11 protein-coding genes are annotated in these 14,081 nt (G+C 46.7%); 7 read left to right on the top strand and 4 right to left on the bottom strand.

Features of this window, described 5'->3' with window-relative positions:
• Window positions 1–19: 19 nt before the first annotated feature.
• Window positions 20–1,186 carry an MFS transporter gene (locus ACZND6_RS06090; protein WP_293737224.1) on the bottom strand — a complete coding sequence of 389 codons (1,167 nt, stop codon included), beginning with the start codon at window positions 1,184–1,186 and terminating at the stop codon, window positions 20–22.
• 158 nt (window positions 1,187–1,344) lie between these two features.
• Here ACZND6_RS06090 and ACZND6_RS06085 point away from each other — a divergent pair, with 158 nt between their 5' ends.
• From ACZND6_RS06085 to ACZND6_RS06070, 4 genes are all read left to right on the top strand, one after another.
• On the top strand, window positions 1,345–2,343 hold the full coding sequence (locus ACZND6_RS06085) for an ABC transporter substrate-binding protein (RefSeq protein ID WP_300875530.1): 999 nt from the start codon (window positions 1,345–1,347) through the stop codon (window positions 2,341–2,343).
• Window positions 2,344–2,428: 85 nt separating this feature from the next.
• On the top strand, window positions 2,429–3,034 hold the full coding sequence (coaE, locus tag ACZND6_RS06080; protein WP_293737222.1) for a dephospho-CoA kinase: 606 nt from the start codon (window positions 2,429–2,431) through the stop codon (window positions 3,032–3,034).
• A 234-nt stretch (window positions 3,035–3,268) separates the two neighbouring features.
• Complete coding sequence (gene zapD / locus ACZND6_RS06075; RefSeq protein WP_293737221.1) at window positions 3,269–4,039, top strand: cell division protein ZapD; 771 nt, start codon at window positions 3,269–3,271, stop codon at window positions 4,037–4,039.
• A 5-nt stretch (window positions 4,040–4,044) separates the two neighbouring features.
• A complete protein-coding gene (locus ACZND6_RS06070; RefSeq protein WP_022099360.1) occupies window positions 4,045–4,278 on the top strand; it encodes a DNA gyrase inhibitor YacG in 234 nt (77 codons plus the stop codon).
• A gap of 2 nt (window positions 4,279–4,280) precedes the next feature.
• Here ACZND6_RS06070 and ACZND6_RS06065 read toward each other — a convergent pair whose 3' ends face one another.
• The 3 genes from ACZND6_RS06065 to argJ are packed head-to-tail and all read right to left on the bottom strand — an operon-like array spanning window position 4,281 to window position 6,788.
• Window positions 4,281–4,676 carry a (deoxy)nucleoside triphosphate pyrophosphohydrolase gene (locus tag ACZND6_RS06065; RefSeq protein ID WP_293737220.1) on the bottom strand — a complete coding sequence of 132 codons (396 nt, stop codon included), beginning with the start codon at window positions 4,674–4,676 and terminating at the stop codon, window positions 4,281–4,283.
• Entirely contained in the window at window positions 4,666–5,550 is an 885-nt protein-coding gene (locus ACZND6_RS06060; protein WP_300875527.1) for an ATP-binding protein, read from the bottom strand. The genes ACZND6_RS06065 and ACZND6_RS06060 overlap by 11 nt, the downstream gene beginning before the upstream one ends.
• Before the next feature lie 8 nt (window positions 5,551–5,558).
• Window positions 5,559–6,788, bottom strand: a complete 1,230-nt coding sequence (argJ, locus tag ACZND6_RS06055; protein ID WP_300875524.1) for a bifunctional glutamate N-acetyltransferase/amino-acid acetyltransferase ArgJ — start codon at window positions 6,786–6,788, stop codon at window positions 5,559–5,561.
• Between the two features lie 791 nt (window positions 6,789–7,579).
• Between argJ and ACZND6_RS06050 the strand changes: the two genes are divergently transcribed.
• The 3 genes from ACZND6_RS06050 to ACZND6_RS06040 all read left to right on the top strand — a co-directional run bounded on the left by ACZND6_RS06050 (window position 7,580) and on the right by ACZND6_RS06040 (window position 14,044).
• Window positions 7,580–7,756, top strand: a complete 177-nt coding sequence (locus ACZND6_RS06050; protein WP_173020549.1) for an ESPR domain-containing protein — start codon at window positions 7,580–7,582, stop codon at window positions 7,754–7,756.
• Entirely contained in the window at window positions 7,704–10,988 is a 3,285-nt protein-coding gene (locus tag ACZND6_RS06045; RefSeq protein ID WP_489524475.1) for an autotransporter family protein, read from the top strand. Before ACZND6_RS06050 ends, ACZND6_RS06045 begins: the two co-directional genes overlap by 53 nt.
• A 197-nt stretch (window positions 10,989–11,185) precedes the next feature.
• Entirely contained in the window at window positions 11,186–14,044 is a 2,859-nt protein-coding gene (locus ACZND6_RS06040; RefSeq protein WP_489524474.1) for an autotransporter outer membrane beta-barrel domain-containing protein, read from the top strand.
• Window positions 14,045–14,081: the final 37 nt, after the last annotated feature.

Genomic DNA, 14,081 nt, shown 5'->3' with positions numbered 1-14,081 from the left:
CTAACGCCTTCAAACTTTCCTACTGTTTTCTGCCATAGTTCAAGTAGACAATAAGAGGAAAAAGGATCAGGCCTGAGGCAACAATCACTGCCTGGTAGCCGAACCAACCAGACAGTGCTCCGGCCGCAAACGGTCCCAACGCCATACCGGCATGACCTGTCAGAAAGTTAAACCCGAACACTTCGCCTTTCTTATCAGGCGGACATTCCGTCGAGATGATCGAATTGACTAAAGGAATCAGACCGGCAATCGCAAATCCGGCGATGAATCTCCAAACACCGAATTCAAACGGAGTTCGTCCCAAGACTTGAGCGGAGATTAAAAGACCGGCGAAGAACAAAGAGCACGAAAGTACCTTTAAGAATCCAAACCTCTGCCCAGCCGCTCCGAGAATCGGAGATGCAATCATGATCGAAATCGCGCATACGGAAAATATCGTCCCGGAAAGCATCATGATGTTGTCCATGCTTCCTTGAAGCTGGGCAATGTAGAGCGGCAGGATTGGCTGAGCTGAGAACAAAGACGCGTGAATCACCGCACACGCAATCAGCATCTTGAAAATCGCAGGCTGTCGAAGGACACTCCAGTCAAACCAGTTTCTTGACGTGGCTTTGATCGTTCTCGGTTTCTCTTTAATGCAGAAGCCGATCAAGAGAGAAATAAGCCCTAGTGCAATTGACGCAACAAAGAAAGACTCGCGCATTCCGAAGTAATCCGCCAACACGCCGCCAACGAACGGCCCAATGACAGCTCCGACAGTCATGCCTCCCTGCATCAATCCCATAGAGAGGCCTGTTTTACGGGCGGGAATTGAGGCGGCTAACAAAGCCAACAAAGCAGGATATAGACCGGCACACAAACCTTGGAAAAACCGAGCGGCAAACAACTGCATCGGAGTCTGAACAATGCCACACAATGCGTAGCTAATCGTCAAACCAATCGAAGCTCTTAACGCCATGAGTTTGCGGCTTTTGCGGTCTGCCAATACACCCCAAACGGGTCCGAGCAGTCCGCTTACAAAGAAAGTCACAGCAAAGACTGCGCCTGACCACATGTCGACTTCTGAAGCCTTGGTTCCGAGTTCAGAGGATAGATACACCGGCAAAAACGGCGTAATCATCGTGAACGACATATCCATCAGAAACGCGCTGGCGACTAAGATCGTAAGCGTAACAACCCACGGCACGAGAACCCCTCCTTCTCTTGGCATCTTTAAAGATTATGCGCTCGAAATGGGCGATTTTTAAATTTTTCCGAGAATCGAAAAATTCCTCCGTTATAAATCGGAGAAATAAATATGTAATGGCAGAATAGTTGAAATATCTTTACTTTAGGTTCTATCTGATGAAACTTGTCGCAAAACTTGCTGCATCCTTAGCCGTTCTTGGCCTTTCTTTTAATGTTCTTGCTGCAGAACTGAACGTTTACGCCTCCATGCCTGAGAAATACGCCTCTCAGGTCCTTGAACAGTTCACCAAGGAAACAGGTATCAAAGTCAACTTCCTCAGACTTTCTTCCGGCGAAGTTCTCTCCCGCCTCCAGGCAGAAAAAAGTAATCCGCAAGTCGATGTTCTTCTGGGAGGCCCGGCTGATTATCTTGAAGTTGCTAAGAACGAGGGGCTGACAGCACCCTATAAACCTAAAGGCTCCGATTTCATACCGGCAGAATTTAAGGATCCTCAAAATTATTGGACAGGCATCGGAATCATGCCGCTTACCTTCATTACGAATAACAACTTTCTTAAAAAGAACAACCTCAAGGCTCCGACTTCCTGGCAAGATTTCCTGAAGTCTGAATACAAAGAAGGTCTAATTCTGGCCGATGCCCGGACCTCCGGCACTGCAACAGAACGCCTCTTCTCTTTAGAAAGAGTATTCGGCCGCCAAGGCAGTATCGACTTCCAGAAAAAACTTCACAAGAACGTTCAGATGTACACCAAGAGCGGCGCTTGGCCTGCCTTGCGTGTCGGTGACGGTCTCGCGGCTGCTGCCATGGTTTACTTGCCTGACGCACTCGACATTGTCCAGCTCGGATATCCGGTCACGATTTCTTATCCGAAAGAAGGCGTTACCTTCGGCATCGAAGTTGTGTCTCTTGTAAAAGGTGCTAAACATCCGAAAGAGGCAAAGGAATTTTTAGACTGGGCGACTTCTCCTAAGCTTGCCGAATTTCTTATCAAAAATAAGATTAGGTATGTTCCGACACGCACCGACGTCAAAGTTGACGATCCCGTGCTGGATTTAAAGAATATCCATATGCTCAGCGTTCCGTTGTCTGAAAAAGGCCGTTTGCGCGAACAGCTTACAAAAGACTGGATTGATCAGGTCTTACAAGCCAAATAAGAAGCTCCTTAATTTAGAACATCGGCGGCTTCCTTCTCTGTAGGAGTAAACGAAGCCGCCTTCAATTTAACATTAGGCATCATCGATGAAAGTAATCGGTCTGACGGGCGGAATTGGATCCGGTAAAACGACGGTTTCTGACTTATTTGAAGAACTAGGGATCGAGGTTGTAGATGCGGATGTCGTCTCTCGGCAATTAACTGCCGTGAACGGCGGCGCTATGCCGGAAATCGTTAAACACTTCAGGCCTGAAGCAGCCTCTCCCGACGGCTCCATGAATCGAAAGTTCATTAGAGAGTTGGTGTTTTCCGATCCTTCTGCCAAAACGGCCCTGGAAAATATTCTTCATCCCTTAATTCGCAAAGAATGTCAGCGTCAACTAGACGCTTCAAAGTCACCATATACGATCTTGAGCGTCCCGCTTCTCATTGAAAGTCCCTTTTGGCGCTCTTCAATCGACCGATTGCTTGTCGTTGAAGCGCCGGAAGCGCTAAGAATCGAGAGGGTCGTTCAAAGAAGCCATCTAACGCCTGAAGCTGTGAAAAAGATTATCTCAACCCAGGCGACGACTGCTCAAAGACTGGATGCAGCAGATGACGTCATTGAAAATGTCGGTACCCGCGAGATGCTGAAAGCTTCTGTCCTCAAGCTTCATTCGGTGTACCTCTCCCTAACAACTGGGGAAGACTAGAGTTCTCTTTCAGTAAGTTGTATGAAATTCACTGTCTCGCAGTGAGAGATACAACAGCTTATTTTCTTAGTCTTAACCTTCTCATTGTGTACAATCGTATAGGAGAATCCCCTGATGTTTTTGCGTTATTTCTGAGAGATTTTTCGATAGCCGAACGCCTTCGGCGGTAATCATTTCCATTACCGACCGTTAAGGGGAAAATATAAAATTATTCTAGGACTGCGAGAGATTGGAATGACCGAAACCTTATTACGATATGAGTTTCCCTCCAACGAAAAACTTCGTACTTTTTTGAGACTGGCTGACCTTTTTAAACAGCTGACATGGTTCGCTCAGCAGGAAAATTCAAATGATCACCGGGCTGCCATCATTAAGTACTTTGAGATTCAAGAGGTTACGACTCGTGGAGATCAAAAGAACGACCTCCTGCACGAACTCGCTCGCTTCCGCTTCTGCTTAGAACCTCTCGCAAATAACGACAATGTGGACCAGGAGTCTTTGAAAGAAACCTTGGATAAGCTCCAGGTCAGCAGATCCGAATTAAGCTGCGTGGGTGTCAGAATCTCTCATCTCTCCAGCCAAAACGAATTCCTTAAAACAGTCGGACAGCGTTCAGGCATTCCTGCCGGAACTTGTGAATTTGACGTTCCTGTTTACCACCATTGGCTTCACCTTCCGGCTGAAGAACGCAAGCACTATCTCAATGAGTGGATCAAGCCCCTGCTGCCCTACAGCAACGCCATCGACTTAATTTTGAATCTGCTGCGCGGCACCGCTGAGTTAAATGACGTGGAAGCCGTTAAGGGCTCCTACCAGAAAGACCTTCAGGGCAAAACATTTACACTTCTTCAGGTGTTTGTTGATCCGAAACTGAATATGATTCCGAAGATCTCTGCGAATCGTTATCTTCTTTCGGTTCGCTTCTCCGGCGCCAATTTCGGCAGCGGTCCGATCGCGGAAATACCCGAGGTGATGCCTTTCCGCCTCGGTTTATGCAACATGTAGTAAAAATGGCAATTAAAGTTAAATGCCCGACCTGCGGGCGTGAATGTGAATATTCAGACAAGAATCCCTATCGTCCTTTCTGCTGCGAACGCTGCCGCTTAATTGATCTTGGCGCGTGGGCAGAAGGAAAGTACTCCATCAAAGATAAACCGATGGAAGGCGACGACGATCTTGATATTTCTGCCGATGCGCTCGCTACCGGCAAAATCGCCGCACACAAAGCCGACTTGGAAAAGTAGGACTACTTTCTCGCTGTTACTTGCGCTAATACCGGTTCCGTCGCCGGCAAAATTGGATGCGGTAAATCTTCTAACGTGCAGAATCGATACGTCTGTCCTTCGAGACATTTCAGCTCTTCGGGTTTCAGGCGGCAATGCAAGAAATGCAAATACACAGTGGCGTGCGGATAAGTAAACACAGTTGAATAAACCTCTCGACAGTCAGTTACTTGGACGCCGAGTTCTTCTTTCATTTCACGGACCAGCGCTTCCTCAAGAGTTTCTCCGGCTTCGACTTTGCCGCCCGGAAACTCCCAGTATCCTGCATAGACTTTGCCTTCGGGACGAGAAGTCATCAGAAAGCGCCCGTCCTTATCGAAAGCGACGGCGACAACCACTTCGGTCGGTTTAGTTGTCATGCCCTGCCTCCAGATGCGTTCTTCCGGCCCAGTCTCGGGCAAACTGATAAGCCACACGACCTGAACGAGAACCGCGCTGCAGCGCAAACTGTAAGGCTTCCGTCTGCCATCTGTCGGAGATTTCTCCGCCGAAATGCTTTGTCCAGCCTTCGGCGACCGCTAAGTATTCTTTCTGTGAGAACGGGTAGAAACTCAGCCAGAGACCGAAGCGCTCGGATAGCGACATTTTCTCTTCGATTGTTTCTGCCGGATGAAGCTCGCCGTCTTCGTCCATGCTGCTTGCAAGGTTGTCCTGCATTTTCTCAGGCATTAAATGACGGCGATTAGAGGTCGCATAAACCAGTAAATTGTCTCCGGTCGATGCAACGGATCCGTCCAAAATCGCCTTCAGCGCTTTATAGCCGCCTTCTCCGAACTCAAAGGAAAGGTCATCACAAAAGACAATAAACTTCTCCGGACGATCTGCAATACGCTGAGCGATATCGATCAGGTCCTTTAAATCTTCTTTATCGACTTCGATGAGACGCAGTCCCTGATCAGCAAACTTCTTCAAACAGGCACGGATCAGAGAAGATTTTCCGGTGCCTCGCGCGCCCGTTAAAAGAACATTGTTTGCGGGCAGACCTCGAACAAACTGCTCCGTATTTCTGAGCAACACGGCTTTCTGCTGATCCGCATTCTTAATCGAATCCGGATCTACGAGTGCGACTCGATGAATCGGCTCGAACACGCCGTAGGACATGCCCAAGTATTGTTTCCGGCGCCAGCGAAAAGCTGTTGCACTCCAATCTACTTCATCCTCGGTCTTGGGAAGAAGAATTTCCAGTCGATCGAGAAGACGTTCCAGTTTTTGTTCGAGTTTTGCGTCTGCCATCTCTTAATTTAGCTTCTGTAATCTGCGTTGATCGAAACGTAATCGTGAGAAAGGTCTGTCGTCCAAACAGTTTCACAGGCATCCCCGCGGCCCAGGCTGATGCGAACCGTAATTTCGTCTTGACTCATCACGGCAACGCCCTGCTCTTCCATATATTCAGGCGCACGGCCTCCGTTCTTAGCGACTAGAACATCATCAAGCCACAGAGAAACTTTCGTTGCATCCAAATCCGGAATCTTGGAATTGCCGACCGCGGCCAAAATTCTGCCGAGGTTAGGGTCGGAAGCAAAGAATGCTGTCTTAACCAACGGAGAATGAGCAACGGCGTAAGCGACCTTAAGAGCTTCGGCTTCGTTCTTCGCATCTTCTACCGTAATCGTGATGAACTTGGTTGCGCCCTCTCCGTCGCGAACCATTGCTTGAGAGAGCTTTTGGCCGACTTCGATCAGAGAATCAAGCAAATCATCAAAGCGCGGGTCGTCCATGCTTTCGATCGGACGAGCATTGCTGCATCCGGTAGAAATCAAAACGAAGGAGTCGTTCGTGGACGTATCGCCGTCGACGGTAATGCGGTTATAGGAAGCGTCGGCAACCATCTTAACGACTTTTCCGATCAAGTCCTGACCGATCGCAACATCAGTCGCAATGAAGCCCAGCATCGTAGCCATGTGCGGCTCGATCATGCCCGATCCTTTGCTAATACCAGTGATCGTGATTTCCTCGTCATCCAGCATGACACGCTGAGAAACGCATTTAGGAACCGTGTCCGTCGTCATAATCGCTTCGGCGGCCGCAATCCAGTTTGTTCTGGATAAATGCTTCGCAGCTTCCTCCACGCCTTTAAGCAGGCGGTTCATGGGGAGCGGTTCCATGATGACACCGGTTGAGAACGGCAGAACCTGCATCGGAGAGCAGTCAAAAATATCCGCGACCTTTCTGCAGGTTTCCTGAGCGTCTTGAAGACCCTGTTCGCCGGTACCGGCGTTGGCAATTCCGGTGTTGACGACTAATGCTCTGATGTTATTCGTTTCAGCTAAGTGAGTCCTGCAAACCTGAACAGGCGCTGCCGCGAAGCGATTAGTAGTAAACACGCCTGCGACGCGGGATCCTAATGCCAACTCAACCACCAGAACGTCATTGCGGTTGGGTTTACGAATATTGGCTGCCGCAACGCCGAGAACAACTCCGGGAACCGAATAAATCTCAGACGGTTCGGGCGGGAAGAGATTGACTGCCATATTGCTTTTCCTTTTTTCTCGAAAATTTTTGGATTTAATTTTTCGATTTTAGAGCACGAATGTCGACCAAAAGAAAACGGCCCAAGGTGTTTTCACCGAGAAAAGCCTTTCCATTCTTCTCTCATGATTAACTCTCAGCCTGTTCGACGGTGTAAACCGTTTTTAGACATGTAAGAGAAGCAAGATGCGCCTCGTCGATTACCCTTAAAAAGCCTATGAGGAGTTAAGAACAAGGCGCCCCTTCGACTATACATTCTTAAACCTTAACGCTAAAAATCTACCCCAATGACTGCTCTGTACCATCAGTATTCTTTGTTGTTGCCGGCCAGTTCTCAACTGCTAGCGTTAAAAAGCAAAGATAAATGTCTCTTTTCGCCTTAAATCTTCTCCCTCTTCTTTAGTCATCTTTCTCAGTGGCCCTAAGGCTACTTTGAACGGCATGATCCATTTTCACTATTACTTAATAGAAACTTGTTAGATTGGGGATAGAGCTATGGATAGAGGTTGGGTTTTTAATTTGTTGAATCGATACTGATTCCGATAATTAGGAAATTGACAGATTTACAACAAAAGGAATATGCAAAGTTTTAAGGGATCCCTCAAACAAGACAATATTTTCAGATACTTCAACCTATCTTCTGAGTAGTTGTACTAACTACTGGTAAGTTTCATTGAAGGACAACAATTTAAGCTTTACTATTCTTTCAGCGATTTTCTTACTTCTCTTCGAGAGGTAGAAAAATGTTAGTGGGTAACGACCCGCTCGCCATCTTATTTTTCAAGAGAGAAACATGAACAAAATCTACAAAACCTTCTTCAATTCAGCTCGCGGCTGCATTGTTGTCGCGAACGAATTGAGCACATCAAAGTCTAAATCCGCTACGAAAACTGTAGTCGCCTCTGTCGCCATGGCCGTTGCCGGTTTGGCTTGCGCCGCTGCACCTGAATATATTACCCCCCCCCACTAAGCTAGAAGCGAACGAATTCTCTTTCGTTGAAAACAGCGGTAACACTAATCCCTACAAAACATTAACATCTACAAGTAGTTCTGAGCTTGAAAATCTTTGGGTTACAGGCTCTGGCGCTGGCTCAAAAGCAACCGGTTATTGGGTTGATAGCGATGGCCAGGAAGCCACATTCACAAACCTTGGAAATATTTATGTCACTGCAGTAGACGGGGCCAATTCTTGGTCTCAGAGAGCTATTGGCGTCGCCGATGGTGCAACAGCTATAAATAAAGGAACAATTGTCGTCCAAAATGCATATGGGATGACCGTCGGCAGCGATAAAAATGGCTCGACACCTGCGACAATTATTAATGAAGGCTCCATTGCTGTTTATAAGACAGGCGCTGCAATTGAGCTTGGTGGTGTCAAAGGCTCTACAGCCGAGAATAAAGGTCAAATTTACGTAGGTAAACCCTCGGCTAGTGATGGAGCTTTCACAATTGGTGTTTTAGTAAAAGACCATAAAGAAGGAACTTTCACAAACTCTGGTTTAATTGATGCCAAAGAAGCTACTGCTGCTATTGCCGTTCAACAAGGAACCAGTACCGATAAGAATACGATCCTCCTCTCTTCCGGCTCGCAGACCTTAGGCAAGATTCTAATCGATGCTCCAAACACAACTCTGAACATGGAAGACGGAGCGGTCTACGAAGGAGGAATTTTTGTCTCAAAGAACGCGACTAAGACCGCCATCTCTGGTACACAAAAGGCCGAAGGACTGACTGCCTCGTATGGCGCCGCTTTGTTCTTAGCCCCTGCAGATTCCTCTGCCTCTATCAAGAACGCACTATATTCTGGAAACAAAGCCAGCGGAGCTACTGTTGCAATGGGCGGAGCGGTCTATAGTAACGGCTCTCCCATTTATTTCGAAAATACTGTCTTCGACGGAAACTCAGCTGTTATTACGTCCCCCGCCAAAGATACACACGCGGCTACAGGGGGTGCTATTCAAATTAAAGGCTCCCCAGACACTGTCTTTAAGGATGTTGTCTTCATGAATAACTCAGCCGCTGTCACAGGGGCTGCCGACAAAGGTGCCTATGCCTTCGGTGGAGCAATTAATGTTGACTACAGCACTGGTTCGACTACTGGAGTAAAGAGAGATTCAGATGTGAAATTTATCATCACTAAAGATCTCGCTTATACCGGTAACACTGTTTCGTCAGACGGCACTGGGAAACCCGACACTTATGGCTACACTCATTCTCATACGCAAGCCGGGAGCTTCTTGTTCTTGGATCGCGGCTCAGTTGCAACCTTCGAAGTACAAGGCGCTGCAACCTTAACAATCGGCGAGAAAGGAACTACAGGCGATACTGATAGTATCGCATCTTCCATGCCAAACAACACCACAGCAAATGGTGGTCAGCATGCACTCTTAAATAAAACTGGCACAGGTACTCTCCTCGTCAACAGCGACCTAAATAAATATTATGGGACTACTGATGTTCAGGAAGGTACGATGCACGTTACATCCGAATGGCTGGTTCAGCATAATGTTAATGTCACAGGCGGTACTCTTATTCTCGACAAAGCGAACATCGCTAATGGCGAAAACGCTAAGAACCAAACCAACGAAGGTAACCAACAAATCGGCTCTTTAAATATAACTAAGGGCGAATTAGTTTTAACTGCATTGTCCGGCGAAGCTCTTGACGGTGCAGTTAACGTTTCTGGCAATGATTCTGCCTTTATTTTCGGCGAACAAGATCACAATTCTCTTGAAGCCGCAAAAGCCATAGTCGGAACGAAAAGTGGCCCGAACGCTTATATCGGAAAGACTCTGAAACTTTCTGAAAACGGACGTTTGATGCTTGGCAATGCTGCGGCCGCAACCGCTGAAGGCGTTGCAGCTACTCCTTCTGTAGTTTTAGGTGAAGGCGCCAACTTATTCATAGCAGCAGGATCTGCTATTGTCGGCACTGAAAACCAATCTTTCGTTGCCAACGAAGGTTCCTCCATCTATCTTGACAAGGCTCGTCTTGGTCAGAACTATCAGCTTACAGAAGGTTTCGGTAATGTCGACGAAAGCAAAGCTAACTTCGCCACGACTAACCGCCTGCTTGGCGCAAGACTTGCCAAGAATGAAGATGGTCAGCTGATCCTCGGTGTTGAAAGAAATGATGTCCAGTTAGACACCATCGCTCCCAATACAGTTAATGCAGCATTGACTGCCGAAGAAGGCCTGGGTGTAGAAAGAATTAATGCCCTGCTTGATATCAATAGCGATTTAACAACCGAACAGGCCGCATCTGAAATCAATCGTATCGCTATGATGGGAACCGCCTCTGCTGCCCAAGCAATGGCTGTTAACGGTTCGAACCTTATTGCCGATACGCTTGACCAGCACGGTTCCGTCCTGGCTGCTTACGCCCACGAAAAACAAGGCACTGATCTTTGGATCGACCTCTCTGGCATGACAAGTAAAGCCAGCCGTTACCAGGCAGGTTCTACCAATTATGGCTATAAGAGCGATATCGGCGGTGCCACACTCGGTGCTGATTACGCCTTCGGCAACGGGATGGCTTTAGGTGGCGCTGTTTCCTTCGGTAAGGGTTCTGCAAGAGGACAAGGCAACGGCTCCGGCATTAAGAACGACATCCGCTATTGGGGTGCAAACGTCTACGGCGTTTGGAACACCGAGTACGCTAACGTCATCGGTAATGTCGGTTACCTCCAGAGCAAGAACAAGATTTCTCATGCCGGCTACAAAGGCAAACCTGACGTCAAGACATTCTCCGTCGGCGTTCGTGTTGAGAAACCTCTGGCTCTGAATGAAGTCCTCACCGTTACTCCGCACGTTGGTGCCCGTTATCTGCACGTCGACATGGAAAGCTTCAAGGCCGGCGGATTCAAGTACACCGCTGAAAAAGCCAACTTGTTCCAAGTTCCGTTTGGCGTAGCCTTCAACGGCAAAGCCAATGTTGCCTCTGTCGATGTGAAACCGTTCGTTGACGTTCAGATTGCTCCGGCTCTTGGCGACCGAAAAGTGAAGAACAAATTTGCTTTAGCCACAGGCGACGCATCTGATTCAATCGACTCCAGAATCGCCAACAACGCCATGTACTCAGCCAAAGTTGGTGTGGAAGCTGCTAGGGGCGCCCATGCTTTCGGTCTGAATTATGGCATCGGTTCCGGCAACAAAGGACGTGTGGATCAGGTTCTCCAGGCCAAATATAGATATCAGTTCTAATGACTGGCTGGTCTAAGGATTAGGAGGGGGGCACCTCTCTCCTTATCTTCCAATCAAGGCAACAACTAAAAAGACAAAAGGGCACGTTGCTTAGAACGCCTTCAAAAATTCTTTTTTGTTGAACTTGTGTCATTTAGGCCTCAATACTTTCCTTTCCATTCCTCGGGTGAAGGATAGAGGGCCGGGGCTTGGCATTTATGTGTCAAGCCCAATTTTTCAGAAGACTCAACCCATATTTCAAGGTGAATGTGATGAGGATAAATAAAATCATAACGTTATTACTAGGTGTCGTTTTCTCCCAATCGCAAACTGCGCTTGCAGAAGAGTCTTGGACACCAGTCAACGAGATTCCGTCGATGGAAAAACAAGGTGCAAACGTAACGCAGAATAATCAATATCTTTATCTTTTTGGTCCCGGTCAGTCTCAGTTAAATTACTTAAATATCCGTTTAACAGATAACACAACAACATCTCAAACAGTGATGTATAGAGGACCAGGAGGACAGTCTTCAACAACCGCAACTGTCAATCTAGGAAACTTTAACTGGGCTTTAAATGGGAATTCTGCTATCGATTCGTTTAGAAGCTCTGGCACTTCCAATCCGCAACGACATCTTTTCCTGACAGGTTCTAAACAATCTTCTCTAACTTTGAACGGGAAAAATTTTGGTATGAAACTAGGAGGGGATGTTAAATTAGAAATTTCAAATCTTAACGATGTAACAATATCCTCTCCCAGTGGAAGCACGACCCCGGTAGGGGCCGCAATTGCTGCAGTAGCGGCCTCTAATCAACAACACGTTGAGAATGTCAAACTCATTGTGAATTCGGTGAACTTACTGAAAATTGAAGGTAACGTAAATCACGGGATCGCATCCTACGGCAACAATAATATCTCTTTAACAGCGGATAAGATACTTATCCATACAGATGTTGCCGGGAAAGCCAACAATGCTATTTCGTTTAATGGCTTAATCGTCGGCTCTGGAAAAGTAAATTTAGCTTCTTTACAAGGGGATTTAAACCTACTTGGTTTCAGCAAATCAGACGAAATAGGAATCTACAAAGAAAGCTATGCCATAAGAGGAACCGATGAAATATGCGATGCTTGCAGCGGAAGCACGACTCGATACTTTGATGCTAACTTTTCGCTAAAGTCTAATTCAGCCATTAATCTCAACACCAATTGGGGCGCAATATTTATGGAAGCACTAGAGAGTCCGGAGGGTAATCTTTATAGTGCGAGGACATCCCTAGAGGCAAGTGAAATTAATATTAAAGCTTCTGGAACTTCTGAAAACGGAAAAACAAATGCTACGTTTAAAGCTTTGAGCAATGTTGACAAAGATGCCTCCATCAGGCTAAAAGCCACTGGTGAAAATGGCATCAAAATAAATTATTTAGACACGCTAAACAAAGAGAAGAAACAAGACATCTTTTATGCTCAAGGCAAGTCTGCCACCATCTCCCTTGATGCTCCCTACATAGAAATCAACAATAAATTTAATGACGTCGAAGGTTCCCATGCAGACGTTAGAAACGTCTTTTTCGCTGATAGCAACGCGTCAATTTCTTTAGTTGGCAGAACAAAGATCTTCGGAAACACTTCTGCACGGAACGGAGGCAATGTAAAACTTACACTCTCTGAAAGTTCAGAAATTACAGGAGGGATGTTTGACAATTCCTTCCCATATCACAATGCAACTTCAGGAAAACCGTCAACGCATCAGGACAAGGGAAACATTTCTTTGATTGGCTCAAGTGGCTCTATCTGGAATGTCCTTCCCTACATTGATTCTCAGGAACGAGGTTCTATCTTTAATAAAGAAACATTTAACTCTATGGTCTTCTCCGTTTTTGGAGGAAACGCTACCAAAGACAATCCTTTTGTTGTAAATCTTACAGGCCCAGAACAGTTGCAATCAGCAAGTCTTCCGTACCAAAAATTACACGTAACCAACTTAAACGGACCCGGCGTAGTTCAGTTCAACTTGCGCTTTGACGATAAAAAAGGAACGTCTAACGGAGTTCAGAACGGTAGAGATACTTTGGTCGTGCATAACGGTGAGGGTAGCCATACCTTATACGTTCAATATCTCGGAGACCAAAGTTCTGAAGAGCCCGAATCCCTAAGAAGTTCATGGTTAGTTCTAGATAACAGCCAACAAGCCGATTTCAAGCTCGCCAATGAAGGAGGAACTGTTGACATTGGCATTTATAAATATTCCCTCGCAGTAGAAAAAGACACCAGCGAACTTGGCGGAGGTGCCCAAGGAAATTATTGGTATTTAAAGAGAGGCGTATCTGTAGACCCCAATCCGGACAATCCTACTCCACCTAATCCTGGCGGTGACTACGATCCCTTCACACCGGCTGCAGACACTGAACTCAGTTTTGCAGGCTCGCAACGATATCTTCATTGGTCCGACTTACAAGATCTAAGAAAACGCTTAGGAGAAGTTCGTTACGGTAGCCAAGACGGTGCTTGGGCAAGAGGAATCTTCCAAAAAGATTTAACAGACGGAACACAAGGCGCTAGCGGCCTAAAACAGACCTACTACGGCGTCAATTTTGGTTTCGACCATCTTATCAATGTCAGTGAAAGGAAAATGTCATTGCTCGGCCTAAGCTTCAACGTCGGTAGAGCCAAGCAAAGAACACGCACCAATAATAACGGTCAAGGAGATACTGATCGTTACGGCATTAATGGCTACGCGACTTGGGCGCTAAACACCGGCGAGTACGCCGACTTCGTCCTCTCTGCAGATTATTTTAGACAGGATATTTCTACAAAGGCTAATGAAATTAAACAAACTGGCAAATACAACACTTTTGGTTTTGGAGCCTCAATAGAAATTGGAAAACAGTTTAGTTTTGAAAACCGCGACCTTTCATGGGGTCCTTGGTATAGACATACTTGGATTGAACCTCAGCTTCAGCTTTCCTACTATTGGCTAAGCGGAAAGAAATACAAGCTCTCCAACAAAGGCTTGTGTCGCAGGATACGGTCTTGGAACAACATTCCCTGTTCCGCGGAACAGGTTACGATTTTTTAAATTTGGTCTCCCGGGCCAGCCCCTTATTTCGAGAGAC

This window comes from Parasutterella sp. (genome assembly GCF_057870745.1).
The sequence above is the reverse complement of the archived record's forward strand: the minus strand, read 5'-3'. Positions and strand labels throughout refer to the sequence as shown.

Bases quoted from the DNA above. Each gene is read 5' to 3' on its own strand.
- ACZND6_RS06085 (WP_300875530.1), top strand. From the start codon at position 1,345: ATGAAACTTGTCGCAAAACTTGCTGCATCCTTAGCCGTTCTTGGCCTT.
- coaE (WP_293737222.1), top strand. From the start codon at position 2,429: ATGAAAGTAATCGGTCTGACGGGCGGAATTGGATCCGGTAAAACGACG.
- zapD (WP_293737221.1), top strand. From the start codon at position 3,269: ATGACCGAAACCTTATTACGATATGAGTTTCCCTCCAACGAAAAACTT.
- ACZND6_RS06070 (WP_022099360.1), top strand. From the start codon at position 4,045: ATGGCAATTAAAGTTAAATGCCCGACCTGCGGGCGTGAATGTGAATAT.
- ACZND6_RS06065 (WP_293737220.1), bottom strand. From the start codon at position 4,676: ATGACAACTAAACCGACCGAAGTGGTTGTCGCCGTCGCTTTCGATAAG.
- ACZND6_RS06060 (WP_300875527.1), bottom strand. From the start codon at position 5,550: ATGGCAGACGCAAAACTCGAACAAAAACTGGAACGTCTTCTCGATCGA.
- argJ (WP_300875524.1), bottom strand. From the start codon at position 6,788: ATGGCAGTCAATCTCTTCCCGCCCGAACCGTCTGAGATTTATTCGGTT.
- ACZND6_RS06050 (WP_173020549.1), top strand. From the start codon at position 7,580: ATGAACAAAATCTACAAAACCTTCTTCAATTCAGCTCGCGGCTGCATT.
- ACZND6_RS06040 (WP_489524474.1), top strand. From the start codon at position 11,186: ATGTGTCAAGCCCAATTTTTCAGAAGACTCAACCCATATTTCAAGGTG.